The sequence below is a fragment of the Bacillus sp. TSO22 genome (genome assembly GCF_020223595.1).
Classification (GTDB): Bacteria; Bacillota; Bacilli; order Bacillales; family Bacillaceae; genus Bacillus; species Bacillus inaquosorum.
On record NZ_JAHAWO010000001.1, the window covers coordinates 524686 to 542948 of the forward strand.

Below are 18263 nucleotides of genomic sequence, written 5' to 3' on the forward strand. Positions count from 1 at the left end.
ACATGATAGAACTTTTCGTCATTAAAGAAACGGAGTGGCTTGAGCTGGTAACTGAAAGTGTTTCTCTTGAGGGACAAAGGTATCAGGCACCTCGATCGATCACAGCAAAGATCATAACGAAACAAGGAACCCATTCATATTACAGCGTATCAGAAGGGGATACGGTTCTGTTTAAGTGGAAAGGGAAAGAGCTGTTTCGAGGTATTGTGTTTTCTCGCAATCCGGAAGAACATGGGCTGACCTTTACGGCTTATGACATGCTGCAATATCTGGTTAAGAACAAAGATGTTTATGTGTTCTCCAATAATCGTGCAGACGAGATTATTAAGCGCCTGGCAAGAGATTTTCAAATTCCAACGACATCCATTGCAAATACAGGTTACACCATTAAATCATTAGTGTTTAAAGATGATACGAGCCTTTATGACATGATTCTGAAAGCCTTGAAACAAACGAAGAGCCAAACCGGAAGGAATTATCAATTATATTCGGCGAAGGGGAAGCTCGGCCTTCGCGCTTGGCCTGATCCGTCAGAAGTATGGGTGCTAGAATCGGGTGTGAACATTACTGGTTATCAATACAGCACTTCCATTAATGACACAGCCACAAGAGTAAAGCTGCGGCGTCAGAAAGACAATAAAACTTATACGGCTACCGTAAGTGACAACACGGGTATCAGCAAATACGGCGTGCTTCAGTATGTTGAAACAATATCAGATAACATTAACCAAGCACAGCTTCAGCAGCGTGCGAAAGTTAAACAGGCACAGAAGAAAGGCGTCAAAAAAGAACTCAAAAGTATTCAAGCAATTGGGATTCCAGATCTTCAGAGCGGTTTGCCCGTCTATATTTCAATTCCGGAAGTCGGGGTTAAGAAAACATACTGGATTGATACAGATAAACACGAATTTAAAGGATCGACACACACGATGACCATTGATGTGGTTGAGAAAAATTCTATCCCTGATGGTGTTTCCTCATGAGATTAAGTGAAGCAATCAAACATTTGGCTGTCGGTGCAGTTGATTCTGAGTCACCAGTGGATATTATGCCGGCTGAAGTGGTTTCCGTTTCACCTATTGAAATAAAGCTTAATGAAAGTGACAAATTAATAATACCTGCCGATTTGATTATTGTTCCAAAGCGGCTGCGGGCCGGTGAAGAAGAAGCATTGAATACAGGTGAGCGTGTGATGATTGTCTCCTTAAAAGGCGGGCAATCATTTTTTATTCTCGACAAAATATAGGAGGTGTTTGGAATGGCTTTGTCTCCGGAAATCGAGTTTGAGGATATAGAGGATGACAGCGAGGTCATAGAGACCTCGCAAACCTACAAAATAGATTTTGAAAATGGCTGTATCACAAATGAAATTATCACAGGCCTTGAAGCGATTAAGCAGTTTGTATATCTGTCTCTCCATACTGAGCGATATGCCTATTCTGTTTACAGTCATGACATTGGAAATGAGCTTCAAGACGTGCTGGCAGATAACGAAACAACAGACGCATATAAGAAAATGGAGATCCCTCGGCTGATAGAGGAAGCACTGATCTATGACGACCGAATTTCTGCTGTTACAGATTTTGAAATAGATAAACAAGGCGAATCGTTCCGTGTCTCCTTTACAGTCGAAACTGACGAAGGAACATTGGAGATCGAGGAGGTGCTTGGCGAAGATGTTTGAAGATCAAACCTTTGAAGTGATTATGGATCGTATGTTGAACAGCATTTCAGCGGACATTGATACAAGGGAAGGCAGCGTGATTTATAATGCCTTAGCTCCTGCAGCCGCAGAATTGGCCAAGTCTTACATTTGGCTCGATACGGTGCTGGAACTTGTCTTCTCGGACACAGCACAAGGAGAATTCTTAGATCGTCGTGCTACTGAAGCCGGCATCGAGCGAACGGCTGCCACAAAAGCAGTCCGGGCAGCGGAGTTTACTGAAGGTGTGACCATTCCTGTAGGCTCTCGCTTTTATGTTGATAATCTTTATTTTCAATACACAGTTGACGGGACGTTGGAATGTGAAACAGCCGGAGAAGCGGGGAACGCAAATATTTCCGGCCAGAATCTATTGTCATTAGACACCGTACCAGGACTCCAAAAAGCGATTGTGAAAGAGATTTTAATCCCTGGAAGAGAAGAAGAGGATGATGACAGTTTAAGAGCTAGATATTTTACCCGCGTGCGTCGGGAAGCTGTCAGTGCCAATAAAGCTCACTATAAACAATGGGCTGAAGAAGTAGACGGAGTAGGAAAGGTAAAGGTCTTTCCGCTTTGGAACGGGGACGGCACAGTCAAAATTGTCGTGACCAATGCTAACTTGGAACCTGCTTCCGATATTTTAATATCAAAGGTGAAAAACTATATTGATCCTGAACCCGGACAAGGTGAGGGACAAGCGCCAATAGGTGCCTTTGTCACAGTGGAGAGTGCGGTATGGAAAGAGGTTGAGATTTCAGCCGAGGTACTTCCCGAGATCAATAACTCTATCGATCAGGTAAAGCAAGAAATCGAATCAGGTGTTTTAAATCTTTTTAAAAAGATTGCTTTTGAAGATAACGTCATCCGTTTATCGCAGATTAATAATATCGTCTACAATTCACCTTCAGTAAGTGATTACGCAGATATTAAAATCAATGGCGTAGCCGAAAATTTGGTTCTGAGTGACGTCGAAATCCCTAAATTGGGGCAGGTGAACATCATTGAGCAAACTCGATGAAATGGCTGCTTACCTGCCGCCGTTCCTTATCAAGTTAAAGGAAATGGCTGAACTTCTTAAAGCGGAAGCTCCGGAATTTGAGAAGCAAAATAACAGCATCTTTGATCTGACAGATCAGCTGTTTGTTACTACAGCAACCTGGGGGCTTGAACGATGGGAAAAGATTTTGAACGTACCGCGGGAATCAGGTGACACCGATGAGATCCGCCGATTGCGCATAATCTCTAAAATGTCCAATATACCGCCGGCAACATATAAGGCTATTGAACAGGCATTAAATCGGTTCCTGAAAAATCCGTCTGCTCAGGTCAGGCTACTTCAAGGACAGTACCGTTTTAATGTTGATATTGATATAGATGATATGCAGCATATGAGCGAGCTCATAGAGACACTGGAGAACATGAAACCGGCTCACTTGGCGTATACTTTGCGAGCTGCTTTAAATGAGCCGCTCCAGATAAAAGATACTGTCATTTTGAATAACAGACGATATCGAAAGGTAAGTGAGCTGATGGTGGGTTATTCCGTCACGCTCAATAATAACGAGGTGGTTTTACCATGATTACGCAAGTTTATAGAGAGCGTACAGCTGCAGATTTGAAAAGTAGAATATCGAAAGTGCTGCTGAATGGGAATGAAACAAAGATTGTGGAAATAACCATTCAGGGCGCAGTTGTTACAGTGCTTACCCATCGGGAAGAAGATATCAAACACATTGAAAGTGTTCAGGTCCTTGATGAACAGAACAACGTGATTACGGAAAGAACTACAGATTTAGATGTAAGTAACAATAGAACGCTGGACTTTAGATTTACTTTTGAGGTGGTGTAATAAATGGCATATGAAGCAAAAACAGACTGGCTGCCGGACGATCCGATTAATGAAGATGATGTGAACCGTTGGGAGAAAGGTATTCAAGATTCGCATAAAGATTTAGCTGTACATAAAAATGACATGAACAACCCTCACAATACAACAAAGGCGCAAATTGGGCTAGGGAACGTAGATAATGTACAGCAAGCTTCAAAAAAAGAATTTGAAGAGCATCATAATGATTTACAACGGCACATAACACCAGTAGAGCGGGAGAATTGGAATGCGAAAGAAACAACTGTCGGAGCCCAGGAAAAAGCTGATAAGGCTTTATCGGATGCAAAACATTACGTGGATACCAACTACAAAAATAACAATCTAACATTAATTTCTGGAGACAATGCTATTCAAGATGCAAGAACAGGAGGGGAAGAATATCCGTTAGGACTGACATTAATGGACATTGGTCAGGGCAATAATACGGGCTATCCTTTGGGTTATGGCATTGTCAAAAATGAAAAATATAATAATTACCGATTTACGCAATACTTTTATGGGACAGGAAATGAGTCTGGGACTTACTACAACAGTACAGGAGTTTGGATTAGACACTGGTGGAGTGGTTCAGGCTGGACAAAATGGGAGAAAATATCGGGTTTTGCCCATGCAAATGTGGGAACTACAGGTATTCAATACTTAAAAAAAGTTGACCATACTAAAATAGCCTTCAATAGAATAATCAAGGACAGTCACAATGCTTTTGACATTAAAAATAACCGGTTTATTGCACCGAATGATGGGATGTATTTAGTTGGTTCAGGAATTTATGTGATAAACTCTCCTTCTTATATTAACCTTCATTTAAAAGTTTATTTAAATGGAAAAAAATACAAAACTCTACATCATATTCGAGGGTACTATGAAAATAGAGATAATGAAATGTACCTTGGTTTAAATGGTAATGCAACTGTCCCAATGAACAAAGGTGATTACTTAGAAATCTGGTGTTATTGTAATTACGTAGGAAATGATCAAAGGGGCGTGGACGATAAGGATGGATCGTTTAACTTTATTGACATACAGGAATTAGGCGGGAGAAATTATCCAAGATTTTAGGAGGTAACGATGAATATAGGCGAAGCTATCCTTTTTAAATACCCAACAGCTGATCCCACAAAGGATTTTATTGTCCAGAATAATGGTGATGGAACTCCCTCATATATAGCGGAGTGGAGTATTAGGGCACCTATACCAACTGAAGCAGAGTTAAAATCTTGGTGGGAAGAGCTTCAGAATACATCTGCATATGAACCACCAGTTCAAGTGGATCTACTCGCGAAAGAGTTATCTCAGGAGAAGCTAGCTCGTAAACAGCTTGAAGAATTAAACCAAACTTTGGGAAGCGAGCTCTCAAAAATAAAGTTGCAACTGCTTACTCTACAAGGAGGGAAAGATTCATGAATTATTGGGTGCTGGCTTTGCATTATAACTGGGCTTCTTTTGAAATGGTGAAACAGGCAATTCATTATAAAGATTGCTCGCCTGAGGATTTACAAAAAGGGGTAGAGAAAAAACTCATTACAGCTGAGCAGTATAAAGAGATCACAGGAGAAGCCATTTAGGGCTTTTTTATTTTGCCTTAAAGGGGGTGGTTCCGTTGTAAACCCATGCTCACCACTAATGATCTACTATAGCAAGGAGGATTTTCTATGGCATCATATAGTTTTCAATTCCCAACAGATGCAACGGGTAAGCCAGGAGCGGCTAAACCGTACAGAGAAGGGAACCAGGATTTTATAGTACCCGTGGCTACTATTTCAGGTAATGCGGAGCTGCTAACGAACGCAGTTTTAAAAGCGACTGAAGCATACACGCAATATGGCCAAGATCGATTAGGTCAGGTTTTAATTTCAAAAGTGAAAGGTCATGCTTATTCTGATCGTGAAGGCACCTTATTCATTGAAGAAAGTAACGATATGAATTCATGGACCACAGTCTCTTCATTGGTCGTTAAAGCAAATACGCTAGGCGAGACTGAATGGATTCATTTAACTAAACGCTATTTCCGTTTCAGATACGCAAATGGTAACCTACAGCAATCTGAATTTTTACTGTACCAGTCATTGGGCGCAGGTGAAGAGGATATAAATATTAAACAAGCTGTTCCTATTACAGCAGTTGCTCCGCTGTCAGTCGAGTTAGATAAAAGCGGCTTAACTGATGATGGTCGTTTAAAAGTTCAGACTGAAGGCCTGAACTTTAGCTCATTAGACACTCAATCAAAAACAATGGATATTGTCTTTCACGATAAAACAGAAACCATAGGTGAGGGTAACCCATTCACCGTTGGATCATTCAAAACGTTACTCATTGAGGTTTATGGGACGGCTGAGACAAGTGAATTGAAGTTCTGGGGTAAATCCTTATCGGGAACAAAAAGAGCCCTTAGAGGGCAGAAAGTGGATGACGGAACGTTTGCCACTAGCACAAAAGGAAAATCTGAAGCCTGGTCTTTTGACATTACCGGTTTTAAAGAAATTGTTATGGAGCTTACAGCTTTAACAAATGGAAACTTTTCAGTTAGAGGGACGGCCGTCTCATAAGATCCGGCTGTCCTATTTTTATTTGCCTCGGAGGAGGTGATTAGAAATGGAGGAGACAAGTTTGTTTATCAATTTTGAAACATTAGATTTAGCAAGAGTATATTTATTTGGAGGGGTGAAGTACCTTGATTTACTTCTAGTTCTTAGCATAATTGACGTTTTAACAGGAGTAATTAAGGCATGGAAATTCAAGAAGCTGCGAAGCCGGAGCGCATGGTTTGGATATGTCCGCAAACTACTCAATTTCTTTGCGGTCATTTTAGCAAACGTTATTGATACAGTCCTCAATTTAAACGGTGTCCTAACTTTTGGTACCGTTCTTTTTTATATTGCTAATGAAGGCTTGTCAATAACTGAAAACTTAGCACAGATCGGTGTTAAAATTCCTTCAACAATAACAGATCGATTACAAACAATTGAGAACGAAAAAGAACAGAGTAAGGATAACGCAGACAAAGCTGCTGGCTAAGCCAGTGGCTTTTTTTATTACACAGACAGAGGGGGAGAGGATATATGGCCATTAAAGTTGTAAAGAATTTAGTCTCTAAATCAAAGTATGGATTGAAATGTCCTAATCCAATGAAAGCTGAATATATCACTATTCACAACACTGCGAATGATGCTTCAGCAGCCAATGAGATTTCTTACATGAAGAATAACTCTAGCTCAACGAGTTTTCACTTTGCAGTAGACGATAAACAAGTCATTCAAGGAATTCCAACAAATCGTAACGCTTGGCACACAGGAGATGGAACAAACGGTACAGGGAATCGTAAGTCAATTGGTGTCGAAATTTGTTATAGTAAGTCAGGAGGGGCGCGATATAAGGCAGCGGAAAAGCTTGCTATTAAGTTTGTGGCGCAGCTGCTTAAAGAACGCGGCTGGGGCATTGATCGTGTCCGTAAGCATCAAGACTGGAACGGTAAGTATTGCCCGCACCGTATTTTGTCAGAGGGAAGATGGGACGAGGTTAAGGCTGCCATTGAAAAAGAATTGAAGGCGCTAGGTGGGAAAACAAGCACAAGTAAAACAAGCACAGCCAAAAAGAAAACAACAAGCTCAAACAGTAAAAAATCGTCCTACCAGCTCCCGCCCGGTATTTTCAAAGTGAAGAGCCCAATGATGAGAGGGGAAAAGGTAACTCAGATTCAGAAAGCTCTAGCGGCTCTTTATTTCTACCCGGATAAAGGAGCGAAAAATAACGGCATAGACGGCTTTTATGGTCCGAAAACAGCAGATGCAGTTAGACGATTCCAGTTAATGCATGGCCTTTCTGCTGATGGAATTTATGGACCTAAGACTAGAGAGAAAATTGAAGCGTTAATGAAATAAAAAAGGCTCTCTTTTCAAGAGGCCTTTTTTATAATATTAATCCTCAATATTTTCGATTACCTGTCTAACCATCTCATGTATTTGGTCAAACTGCCATTCTATATCACCTATTACTAAATGTAACTGTAGTAATTCAGAAGTTAGTTTTTCTTTATCTTCAATTTGACTTAAATTAGCTAAAATTTTATTCATTCTTTCATCTATTTGCGGAAGTTCTTTAATATTTTCCTCTTCCTCTAAAAGTTCTTCTGTTGAAATTAATGTACTATTATATTTTTCATTTAATTCTTTTAAAGCACTAAAGATTTTATCAATATTTTTCATCTATTTTAACCACCTATTTTAATTTTCTTCCAATGGCATTCTTAGTCTTAACTTCGTTCAATGTTCCATCCAAATTCAACACTACTCTTAAATTTCCTCTTTTATCGAAAACTTCTAAATGATCCTTGTGCAAATTATCTAAATAAAATCTATCGCCTTTTTTCAGATACGGATTATCCAATTTTTTATTAACTTCATAGATTGATTGGCCTTGGAATTGATTTTTTGTTTTTGTAACATTGTTTTTTATAGTCTTTCCAAATCCATCATTAAAAAATTCTTTCATATTCGATACGGATTTAGCTTCACTGGTTATCTTACTACTATTAGCATTCCCCTTAGAACCATGATCAACATCAAAAGACTTTTTAATTTGTTGAATTGTATCTTGTCCAGATTTTTGTAAGTTTAGCACATTTATAGGAACATCACTAGCTAACAGAAGTTCTTTAGCAAAAGGATTTGGTATTGACTCTAAACCTTTTTTTAAAAGTTTCCCAAAGTCTTTGGTGTCTTTTACTACTTTTTTTGATGCAGATTTACCAACATTTCCGGCACTGTTTACCCCTTTTTTACCCGACTTGCTGATTCCCTTCTCTGCGACTTTCCCGACCTTTGAAACGACGGATCCACTCTTTGTAACAGCACCACCGCCGCCTGATATGAATAGGCTGGCTACATTCAAAGTGAAATATGTGGTGTAGTGCGATTGTGAATACATATCTCCGTGTACAAAGTTTTTGTCCCAGCTTTCTTTTACCTCATCCCAAGTAGAATCCCAGGCTTTTTTATAGTCGAATTCAAAAACGGACTTTATCGTTCCTTTTGGATCTAAACCGAGATCGATCCCGAATTTTGCAATTCCTAAAAGTCCTTTACCAGTTTCCTTCGAAAAATCATAATATGCCATTTGTTTGCCTTTATAGTATTCATATACTGGACCTAGATATTTTTTACCCGCTGCATCTATAGGGGCTAAATATTCTTTAACCGTCTTCTCTGTATCATCTATACCGGCTAATAAACCTTCATATACACCGTCAATCTGTTCTTTCAAAATATCCTTGGTCGCTCGAAGAGGATTATCCCAAAACTCGAGGGATTTAACATACTCCTGTTGTTCAGTGGTGAGGTTGTCGTATCCAATCTCTTTAGCAACTTTTAGATACTCGTCAGGATCATCAACCAACGTATTGAGCTTTTTCTGTAATTCTTTGATTTCCCGTTCTTGTTCTTCTTTCTTCTTAATCGTCAAATAAGCTTCCGTTCGCTTCTCAATATCGCCTTTTTTCTTATGTATATCACTCTCACGGTACGCCTTGGCGTTGTAGTGAATGGGTGTAGCGTTTTTGCCTTTGCCCGTTACTTCTTGGAGCTTTTGGAAGTCTGACTTGATGAATTGTTCATTTGGTTCTGACATAGCATATTCTGTCAGTAAATCTTCGTCAAGGTCACCTAGTTTTTCAATTGTTTTTTTGCGTTTATCATTGGCATCTGCAAGCTCATCCTTGAAGGTTTCTGTTGAAAACAAGTCGAGCGGGAGGATGTCGTCGATATCGTTTAGAATATCTTTCATGGCTTTTTTCTGTTCAGACATGATGGACTTTGATTTTTTATGGGCGTTAGCCAGTTCATGTTCTAAAAAAGATTCTTCAATATAAGCATCAGAGAGACCTTTGTCCTCGACAGCCCCGGCAATGCTATTAAAAAACGCGATCTTCATGTCAATGTAGTCGATCCATTGATCAGTTACACCAACATGATCGTGATAGAATGCTTTAATGTTATTAGCGCCTTTACCTGAGAATTCGCTGTCGTCAAGTTCAGCAACGCTTTGTAAAGCTTTTCTCAAGTTGACCATTTGCGTCCTTAGTTCTTTATATTCTTTGGCGCGGTCTGTAGCTTCAGACATAAGTGTTTTAGCTTCAAAGACTTTCATAATCATACCCTCTCATTTAATCATATAACAAAATATTACCATGGAAGAAAGATGAAACTAACTGTTATGTGGATCAAATGGTGGAAATGAATCATTCGATCTGTGTCTTTTGACCTATTTCGGGGGATTGGGATAATTGGTCGAGAGTTTCTTGATGTCTCCTGAAACTCGCTTTCTCTACTTAAATTAAAAGAAAAAGATCAAACTTGTTGGTATTCAAAGTCAAGTCATTACCTATGAATTATTTGTGGTATACCTATTGATTAATAAAAAACTTCATATTAAAAAAGAAGAAGGAACAAAAAAATACGCATTTAAAAGGGTTCTGGTGCAAAAAATTAAGTGGGCCCACACTATTGAAATATGAAAAGAAGTTCCGACATAGTCAGATAACTTTTAGATTATGAAATATAATGTGAATCTTTAAAATATTTGATTGAAAAATCAAAGAGGAGAAGGAAAGTGGAAAAAAGAGATTGGATCATTTTACAAACCGTTTACGAAGAAAAAAACATTACAAAGGCAGCAGAACGTTTATTTATTTCACAGCCAACTTTAACTTACCGCCTTCAGCAACTTGAAAAAGAATTTAATATTAAAATTTTAAATAGAGGTAGAAGAGGTGTGGAATTTACTCAGCAAGGAGAATATCTTGTTACCTATGCAAAAGACATGCTAAGCCAATTGAAAATAATGGAAGAGAACTTATGGAATATAGGGGACCATATTCATGGAACCATTCGTTTAAGTGTCTCCAGAGCTTTTGCTTTATATAAGCTGCCGCATATCGTGAAAAAATTTACTGATATACATCCATTTGCGCAATTTTCCATCAAAACTGCATTAAACTTAGAGGTCATTAAAGCAGTTTATAAGCAAGATGCACATATTGGTTTTGTCAGGGGAGAGCATCATTGGAGCAACGAAAAGAAAATGATCAGCCAGGAGACCATGTGTATTATTTCTAAAGAAGAAATAAAGTTTCATCAAATTCAAAGGCTAAACAGAATTACTTATAATACGGATCCAGCATTAAACATGGTGATCGATAATTGGTGGAATCAACATTTTAATAAACCTTCGAATGTCTTAGTTCATACAGATAATATGGAAGTTGCAAAAAAATTGGTTATGAAAGGTATTGGATACGCAATTGTTCCGAGTACAGTTTTAGAAGGTCGTGACTCACTGCACACAATCGTTTTAAAAGATAAAGAAGGCAACCCTTTAATGTGGCGGACTTGGATGCTCTATCTAAAAGACAATTTAAATTTATCTATGGTAAATGAGTTTGTTAATCAAGTTGAAAGGTTTTCAAATATAGATTCTGTTTAGAAACGAACTTAGCTTCAGCAAAAGCAGTAGGCTATAACAGCACTATTATTGCGTCAGACAGAGGTCAAATTGAAAACCCTCTTTGGAAGGATTATATTAATGAGTATATACAATACTTTAAAGACAATGGTGTCTCTTAACAAGATATTGATGCCATGACAAACAAACCTAGAAAAACTATTAGGGTATGCTAACGAATAATGCAGTAACCATCGAAAAATTCTATCGGATTTCATTATAAAGTGATATTTTATCTATTTCATAGTTTGTCTTACAGTAAAGATAATAGGGTGGCTTATATAAATTTCAATAACGTACACTCTGTTTTTTAAGGAATTGTAAGCGTTATATAAAAATGAATGCTGTGGGACACAAAAGGAGGGACATCATTGACAAAACTTCGCATTGGATTAATCCATGCCACAATGAATTCAGTTGCTCCAATCCATCGGGCTTTCTCCATGCATTCAGAAGACGTAGATCTCATCAATTTTATGGATGAAGGATTGATTTACGAGCTGAATACAACAAATAAAATTACAACACGGATGATCTTGCGGCTTTGTGAATTAGCTGGAAAAGCAGTAGAAAGTAACGTGGACGCTATACTATTTACATGTTCATCTTTTACGCCTTACATAAGCAGAATAGCGTCTTTGCTTCCTGTTCCTGTTCTGCCATCTGATATTAGTATGCTTCAGGAAGCAGTGAAAAGAAGTGCAAATATAAGTATTGTGGCAACTGTTCAGACTGCAGCCCCGACAACAAAAGAAATGCTGTTCGAACTGGCAAAAATGCACAAGAAAAAGATAAAGGTTAACACGTATTTCATTCCTAAGGCATTTCATGAGCTTCAGAAAGGTAATGAATCAGGTCATGATAAACTCATTCAAGAAAAAATTGACGAAATAGACGCCTCCAGCGAAGTGATTATTCTAGCTCAATATTCAATGGCTCGTGCAGTTGAGAAAATAGAAAATCAAAAGGTTTTAACGGGACCACGAATAGGTGCTGATCACGTTATTCGATTGGCAAAAGAATTTAAATCAGGTTCATAGTTAGTGGGACGGTTAAAGAGCCGTCTAAACTGTTTACAGCTTTTTATTTTATATTTTGTAAGCGAATTAGTATCAAGGAGATGGTTATATGACAACATATCGCATTGGAGTTTTACATGGAGATGGAATTGGACCGGAAATTGTAAAAGCGACAACTTTGGTGCTGAAGGCCGCAACTCAAAAAGCAGATATGTCTTTGGATTTGGTTGATTTACCAATGGGATGGGATGCAATAAAAAAATATAATGATCCAATGCCAGATGTAACCGTAAAAGAATTAGAGAAGTGTCATGGATGGATATTAGGCCCACATGATTCTGCTGCTTATCCAGAAGAACACAAAGAAAAACGTAACCCAAGCGGAGAACTTCGTCACCATTTTGACCTTTATGCAAATATAAGGCCGGCAAAGACAATACCTGGAACGAAAAGTGTTGTAGGGGAAGCAGATTTGGTCATTTACCGTGAAAATACTGAAGGCTTCTATGCTGACAGAAATATGTATATTGGTGTAGGAGAATGGCAAATTACGCCGGAGGTGGCTGTATCAACAGGGGTTTTTACTAAAAAAGCTATTTCACGTATCGCACATGTAGCATTTCAAAGTGCGATGGAGCGCCGTAAGAAAGTTACCATCGTCCACAAAGCGAATGTAATAAGACTTGGATCGGGTCTCTTTTTGAATACGTGTCGTGAAGTCGCAGAACAATACCCGGAAGTAGAAGTAGATGATTATCATATTGATGCAATGACCGCGCATTTAGTTCGTCGTGCAAAAGATTTTGATGTTATTGTGACGGAAAATATGTTTGGGGATATTCTTTCGGATTTAGCAGGCGAGTTAGTTGGCAGCTTAGGACTTGCACCGTCAATTAATTCAAACGCAAAGCAGGCAATGGCACAGGCTGCTCACGGTTCGGCACCTGATATTGCAGGGAAAAACATCGCAAACCCTATTGGAATGATGCTTTCAACAGCTATGTTGTTTGAATGGCTTAATACTCAACACCATGATAAAAAACTGAAAGAAGTTGCAGAACTAATAGAAAATTCACTTTTTGAAACCGTTAGGGCTGGAATCAAAACAGGAGATCTTGGTGGTAAATCTTCAACATCAGAGTTTGCAGAAGCAATTGTAGAGCGGTTCAGCCTTTAAGATGGGAAAAATGATAGTTTAGTAAGAGATTTAGTAGATTATTATCAAAACACCAATGGTTTGAGGCTATTGGTGTTTTTTTAAATCAAGTTTAATATTCTTTAAACAATTTAACATCATGTATTTAAATATTTTGGACAAACAGCTGTTACATAGCATTACTCAAGGGGTGATGCATTTTATGAAGGTGATAATCATCGAGGGACCTCAAACTGACAAATGCATTAACGATTGCTATACATAGGAATAGAATTTCTGCTGTTTTTTATTTGCTCGGGCAGAGGAGACAATAGTGAAAAATTTATACTATTGTATGTAGGTCAACAATTAGCTTATCTTTCTTAGAAATAAGAAAAAGCCGTTATGAAACGGCTAAAGGGAATTAGAACTAATGTTGTTTATCGAATCAAACAAGGAATTCATGAGTAGGTGCTAGAGTTACATTCCGGGATGCTTCCTTCATTTCGCCATTAGACATAGATCCGAAAAAGGCAAGTCCAATTAAAACGGCGGATAAACTGATAAACAATTTAGATTTCATACATGCATTCCCCTTTCGATATTTGCTTTTGAGCATATACCATCTTCTTGAAACAGATGATACTATCCTCTATTTTTCCATTATAATCGAAAAGGTTTCCTCCTAACAATGCCAGCTCTTCCAGATAAGGGTATCCTTTGCCGTTCTCTAAACGAGAAAAAATGTTGAGGAGTTTAGGTGTATCGCCATTTCTTATATAAAGAACGTCTAATGCTTCAAATAAGTTCATAAAAAGTTCGTCTTTAAAATCTACAGCACTTCTGATTCCTTTGCGGAAACACTCTAATGCCTGTTCTTTTTTGCCTTGTTTAAAATAAATCAACGCTAGATCATGATAGGCCTGTGGAAGTACGTCAGAGTTTATTTTTCTGTATTGTACCAAGGCTTGTTCGATGTAACGTGCAGCCTTATTTAAGTTGTCCATTTTGTGATAGCAGTTACCGAGATTGAAAAATGCGGTGGCATAGATGTGAGTATTTTTACTTTTAAGCAGCTCAGCACCTTTTAAAGCTTCTTGAAGGTGGGGGAGAGCTTTTTCATGGTTTTTCAAGGTCATCGTAGTTACCGGCAATGACAAAATGGCACTGAATACGCCGAACAGAATAAAGTTCATGTTTTTTATAGATGTTGTATGAAAGTTCAGCGTAGTGCATTGAGATATGAGTCATTTTCATATGATAATAGACTTCGGATAACTTAAAATAAAACTCAGCTTTTTCAATCTTGTCGGAGATCGTTGGAATTTTACGTTCAGCTTTTTTGTAATATGTAATGGCCTTCGTGTATTCACCGTTTCTAAACTCATACATCCCGCGGAAGAAGTTATAATAATATGCCCGCATATTGTCTAGCTTCTTCTTATGCCCTTCAATTTTCTTTAAATATTCTGAAAGTTCCATTCGATTTTCATCAGATGGCAGCGTGTATTCCAACATAATTTTATGGCGAAAGGCCATTAATTGATAATAAATAAGCAAATCTTGATCTTCTTCCATAACCTCTATATCACGTTCGATTTCAGCTTTTAACATTTCAGCATCAGTAACGTTGAATTTTTGAATATGCCTATGCCATTCATTAATCTTCATTCCCACTTCAGCTGATGTGATTGATATCAAGATATTCACCCTTCCCTTATGACTACTAGTAATGTAAATATTAACAAGTTTTCTTTCGCGGAAAAAGGCAATAGGGCACCGCAATTTAAATTTTCGGTGAGACCGCAAGAACTTTTTAGTCTCAGTTAAATCAAAATAGTTATGGAGATGGCTCATTAAAAATAACCTCTTTTTCTGAGAGATAGGGGCAGATTTCAGAATAATAGTTAGAAAGGAGAGATTATTAATGACAATCTGCCGAATTCTATTTACAATAATGGTATTAAGTAGCATCGTAACATTTACTCACTTTGTAGATGAAGATAGTGCTTCAAATGGTGGTCAAAATTGCCGCAGATCGAGTTGGTGCATAAAAAAGAGGAAGAGCGTCAAAACTCTTTCTCTTTTATTTGGAGTGGATTGCAAAAATATCTAATTTATTTTTTGCAAATCCCTGTTTATTTAAATACTCAGCAAGTGGGGGAGTTTGCTTCTTTCGAGATGGTCCTCAATATGATCTATCCATCCCTTTACTTTTTTCACTGTGAAAGGCGCTTTAACAGGACGATCTCGGAATACTCACGCATCTGTTGATCATAGGTTGCTAACTTTTCTTCATCTAGCGATTGATACTGATTACCAAACATGACCATTGATTGAGGCAAACGTGGTTTTAGTCCAGGTTTCTCTTCAGCAGGGTGACCTATACATAGCCAGACGTCTTTAGTAATTTATAAAATGTTGTACTCTTCAAAGTTTATATTGTTAATTTTTTAAAAGAGTTAAGTTGACAACCTCCTTTCTTATTTATCATCAAAGACGTTCGTAAATGTGTATGTATTTATAGAGTGTCCTAAAAGTATCTTCTAACTTTTTTGTTGGTGTTCACTTTGTACGGAATATAAAGGTGTTTAAGGGATCTGGAAACTACATTCGTTCATATAAAAAAAGCGCCAAACTCGTTGTTATTAAACAGGTTTGCGCTTTTTTACTTTTTAGATATATTTATTGACTTATTTCTGGTAGATGTAAGTATTTAAACTCGTATGCCATTTTTCTATTTTTATTTTGAATTCTTAGGAAATGTATCCTTGTATTATTTTGTTTTGGATTATCTGTCTCCAGAATTTTTAAGGATTTGTTCTTACTAAGGGTAAAGAATTCATCCCTCTAAACGCTAAATTCTCTCTCCAATCTATTTCTTTCTGAGGTTCTTTAAAGCTTATTGTTGGAAGTTCTTCAATGAAATGCTCTAATGCTGTTTTACCTTCCATGCGTGCTAAGGGAGCTCCTAAACAATAATGAATCCCCTTTCCAAAAGCAAGGTGTTTGTTTGATTCCCTATGAAAATTCACTTGATCTGGATTTTTAAAGACATCGGGATCACGATTTGCTGATCCGAGAGAAAGTAACAGTAGATCACCTTTTTCAAAATGAAAACCTTTGTAAATATGATTTTCTACTACAAAACGAGAATCCATTGAAACTGGACTTTCATACCTTAGTAATTCTTCCACAGCAGCATCTAATAATTCAGGGTTATGTCTAAGTTCTTCTATTTTTTCTGGATTTTTTAATAATGTAAGCAACCCATTACCTATTAGATTAACTGTTGTTTCATGGCCAGCAACTATTAAAAGAACAACCATTGAAAAGAGTTCACTTTCAGAAAGCGAATCTCCTTCCTCCTCTACTTTTACAAGTTTGCTAATTAAATCTTCTCGGGGGTTTGAACGCCTTTTATCAAATAATTCTGATAGATAATCGGTGAATTCTTTTGCTGTAATCTGAATTTCTTGGTAAACAGAAGTATCCTGGTAGGGAAGTATACTATCAAATTTAATTAATGTATTTGACCAAACTCGGAATTTTTGATGGTCCTCATACGGTATCCCTAAAATCTCACTTATTACTATAATTGGGAGAGGGAAAGCATAGTCGTTAATTAAGTCAAATTCTTTTTTATTTTTAATTTCTCTTATTAACTTAAGAGAAACTTCCTTTATTCTAGAATCCATTTGTTTAATTATTTTAGGAGTAAAGGCTTTATGAACTAACTTTCTGAGTCTACCATGATCAGGAGGGTCAACTTCTAACATATTATTACCATATAGTAAATCTATTTCTTTACTAATAAAAAATGATGCTTTTTCTTCTGGAGACATGAATTTTCTTGTGTCACTTGAGTACTTTTTAGGATTAGTAAGAATATAGTCAATATCTTTATATTTAGTTAAAAGCCATGTTTTCTGCCCTTTATGTTCTTCTAACATGTATATAGGGGAGCTTTCTCTCTTTTCTGTTAAATAGGGATACGGATTTTGAAAAAAGTCTTCTGACAATTTATATTCCATGTTTATACACCTCGTATATCTAGAATAAAAAATTCAAAATTTATCTATCTTACTCTTATTGCACGTCTTTCATTTACCTTCGTGCATGATTAATTATAAAGTTTATTTATTAAACTAAGCTGAGTATATGGAGACTTTAAGTTCAATTTCCCTCACCTTTTTTCATAATGCACTTCAATGTCTCTATTATAGACTTTGTCTAAAGCGCTCATTAAATAAGAGCTAGCTACGTAAAACATAGAATGTTTTCATCAATAAAATAACTTGAAGACATGAGGGAACCCTTCATACTTCATCTCTTAATAGCCTTTGTTTCCTAACTATCTTGAAGAACCCTATCTCTTATCCCTAACTGTTCCAACATTCTGGTTGCACTAGCATTAAGTAAAAAGGTTGCTCCGCATTTTCCCATCACGGATAGCTCTGCTAAACAGACCTTTGTTTTAAGAAAATGACCAATGATACTTGCAATGTCTACGCCTATTATAACTTGACTCCCTGTCCCCACCCCCTTTTTGAAAAAATACAGACCGTCCGGTTTATTATACAGTTAATTCTGAATGATTTCAACCCTCGATCCAAGTTGAGTATATGTTTACTTATTCAATATATTCACAGTTAAAAAATCAGTAGAACAAATTAGAATGGTGGAAATTCAGTAATATATGTCGATCCCTCAATTCTCAACGTTACGAATAAAAATACTTATTATTAACAATATAAAAAAGGATGAATAGCGATACAATATTGAAATAACTGGTTAAGTAGAGGGGGTTTTCCTGTTGCCCAAGTGGTAGGGCATTTGATCCCACATAAGGTAAGCGAGCGTTACCAATATGATAATAATCACTAAGATGAACAGAAACGTTCTGAGCTTTTTTATTTTTCCTTCTCTTAGGGGAATAGAATAAAGTGCTCCCTCATTATTTTAATCTTGAGTGCAAGGGAATAAAACACATAGTAAATGGGGATGATCATGTTGAGTAGC

Annotated in this window: 19 protein-coding genes and 2 pseudogenes; 15 read left to right on the forward strand and 6 right to left on the reverse strand. The window is 37.3% G+C overall.

What is annotated here, in order from left to right; all coding sequences use genetic code 11:
* Positions 1–2: 2 nt before the first annotated feature.
* The 12 genes from KHQ79_RS02845 to KHQ79_RS02900 all read left to right on the forward strand — a co-directional run bounded on the left by KHQ79_RS02845 (position 3) and on the right by KHQ79_RS02900 (position 7471).
* Complete coding sequence (locus tag KHQ79_RS02845) at positions 3–983, forward strand: XkdQ/YqbQ family protein (protein ID WP_088679318.1); 981 nt, start codon at positions 3–5, stop codon at positions 981–983.
* Positions 980–1246 carry a DUF2577 family protein gene (locus tag KHQ79_RS02850; protein WP_024122153.1) on the forward strand — a complete coding sequence of 89 codons (267 nt, stop codon included), beginning with the start codon at positions 980–982 and terminating at the stop codon, positions 1244–1246. Before KHQ79_RS02845 ends, KHQ79_RS02850 begins: the two co-directional genes overlap by 4 nt.
* A gap of 12 nt (positions 1247–1258) precedes the next feature.
* Positions 1259–1684 (forward strand): DUF2634 domain-containing protein, encoded by a 426-nt coding sequence (locus KHQ79_RS02855; RefSeq protein WP_017697465.1) that lies wholly within the window; start codon positions 1259–1261, stop codon positions 1682–1684.
* Positions 1677–2723, forward strand: coding sequence for a baseplate J/gp47 family protein (locus KHQ79_RS02860; protein WP_088679317.1), 1047 nt, complete (start codon positions 1677–1679; stop codon positions 2721–2723). The genes KHQ79_RS02855 and KHQ79_RS02860 overlap by 8 nt, the downstream gene beginning before the upstream one ends.
* Entirely contained in the window at positions 2707–3285 is a 579-nt protein-coding gene (locus tag KHQ79_RS02865) for a YmfQ family protein (RefSeq protein WP_129508174.1), read from the forward strand. Before KHQ79_RS02860 ends, KHQ79_RS02865 begins: the two co-directional genes overlap by 17 nt.
* Complete coding sequence (locus KHQ79_RS02870; protein WP_010330114.1) at positions 3282–3554, forward strand: hypothetical protein; 273 nt, start codon at positions 3282–3284, stop codon at positions 3552–3554. The genes KHQ79_RS02865 and KHQ79_RS02870 overlap by 4 nt, the downstream gene beginning before the upstream one ends.
* A 3-nt stretch (positions 3555–3557) precedes the next feature.
* Complete coding sequence (locus tag KHQ79_RS02875) at positions 3558–4652, forward strand: hypothetical protein (protein WP_088679315.1); 1095 nt, start codon at positions 3558–3560, stop codon at positions 4650–4652.
* A gap of 9 nt (positions 4653–4661) precedes the next feature.
* On the forward strand, positions 4662–4997 hold the full coding sequence (locus tag KHQ79_RS02880; RefSeq protein WP_129508175.1) for an XkdW family protein: 336 nt from the start codon (positions 4662–4664) through the stop codon (positions 4995–4997).
* The gene (locus tag KHQ79_RS02885) at positions 4994–5158 is read left to right on the forward strand and encodes an XkdX family protein (protein WP_103750555.1); all 165 of its coding nucleotides are present in this window, start codon (positions 4994–4996) and stop codon (positions 5156–5158) included. The genes KHQ79_RS02880 and KHQ79_RS02885 overlap by 4 nt, the downstream gene beginning before the upstream one ends.
* Before the next feature lie 87 nt (positions 5159–5245).
* On the forward strand, positions 5246–6139 hold the full coding sequence (gene xepA, locus KHQ79_RS02890) for a phage-like element PBSX protein XepA (protein ID WP_129508176.1): 894 nt from the start codon (positions 5246–5248) through the stop codon (positions 6137–6139).
* Positions 6140–6185: 46 nt separating this feature from the next.
* Positions 6186–6608, forward strand: a complete 423-nt coding sequence (locus KHQ79_RS02895) for a phage holin family protein (protein ID WP_032725170.1) — start codon at positions 6186–6188, stop codon at positions 6606–6608.
* Positions 6609–6652: 44 nt separating this feature from the next.
* Positions 6653–7471, forward strand: coding sequence for a peptidoglycan recognition protein family protein (locus KHQ79_RS02900; RefSeq protein WP_129508177.1), 819 nt, complete (start codon positions 6653–6655; stop codon positions 7469–7471).
* 36 nt (positions 7472–7507) lie between these two features.
* Here the strand turns inward: KHQ79_RS02900 and KHQ79_RS02905 are convergent, their stop codons facing one another.
* The gene (locus tag KHQ79_RS02905; RefSeq protein ID WP_014664698.1) at positions 7508–7795 is read right to left on the reverse strand and encodes a hypothetical protein; all 288 of its coding nucleotides are present in this window, start codon (positions 7793–7795) and stop codon (positions 7508–7510) included.
* Between the two features lie 13 nt (positions 7796–7808).
* A complete protein-coding gene (locus KHQ79_RS22295) occupies positions 7809–9734 on the reverse strand; it encodes a ribonuclease YeeF family protein (RefSeq protein WP_225514185.1) in 1926 nt (641 codons plus the stop codon).
* A gap of 462 nt (positions 9735–10196) precedes the next feature.
* On the opposite strand from KHQ79_RS22295, the gene KHQ79_RS02915 reads away from it, so the two are divergent.
* The 3 genes from KHQ79_RS02915 to KHQ79_RS02925 all read left to right on the forward strand — a co-directional run bounded on the left by KHQ79_RS02915 (position 10197) and on the right by KHQ79_RS02925 (position 13283).
* A complete protein-coding gene (locus tag KHQ79_RS02915) occupies positions 10197–11069 on the forward strand; it encodes a LysR family transcriptional regulator (RefSeq protein WP_225514186.1) in 873 nt (290 codons plus the stop codon).
* 389 nt (positions 11070–11458) lie between these two features.
* Positions 11459–12127 carry an aspartate/glutamate racemase family protein gene (locus KHQ79_RS02920; RefSeq protein WP_129508184.1) on the forward strand — a complete coding sequence of 223 codons (669 nt, stop codon included), beginning with the start codon at positions 11459–11461 and terminating at the stop codon, positions 12125–12127.
* A gap of 88 nt (positions 12128–12215) precedes the next feature.
* Positions 12216–13283, forward strand: coding sequence for an isocitrate/isopropylmalate dehydrogenase family protein (locus KHQ79_RS02925; RefSeq protein WP_129508185.1), 1068 nt, complete (start codon positions 12216–12218; stop codon positions 13281–13283).
* 406 nt (positions 13284–13689) lie between these two features.
* On the opposite strand, the gene phrE is transcribed toward KHQ79_RS02925, so the two are convergent.
* The 4 genes and pseudogenes from phrE to KHQ79_RS02940 form a co-directional block, all read right to left on the reverse strand.
* Positions 13690–13824, reverse strand: coding sequence for a phosphatase RapE inhibitor PhrE (gene phrE / locus KHQ79_RS02930; protein WP_014114495.1), 135 nt, complete (start codon positions 13822–13824; stop codon positions 13690–13692).
* Positions 13814–14942: pseudogene (gene rapE, locus KHQ79_RS02935) on the reverse strand (response regulator aspartate phosphatase RapE). Before rapE ends, phrE begins: the two are co-directional and overlap by 11 nt.
* Positions 14943–15327: 385 nt before the next feature.
* Positions 15328–15640: pseudogene (locus KHQ79_RS22365) on the reverse strand (nitroreductase family protein); the annotation flags it as partial.
* A 411-nt stretch (positions 15641–16051) separates the two neighbouring features.
* Positions 16052–17275 (reverse strand): cytochrome P450 family protein, encoded by a 1224-nt coding sequence (locus KHQ79_RS02940; protein ID WP_129508186.1) that lies wholly within the window; start codon positions 17273–17275, stop codon positions 16052–16054.
* Between the last annotated feature and the right edge of the window lie 988 nt (positions 17276–18263).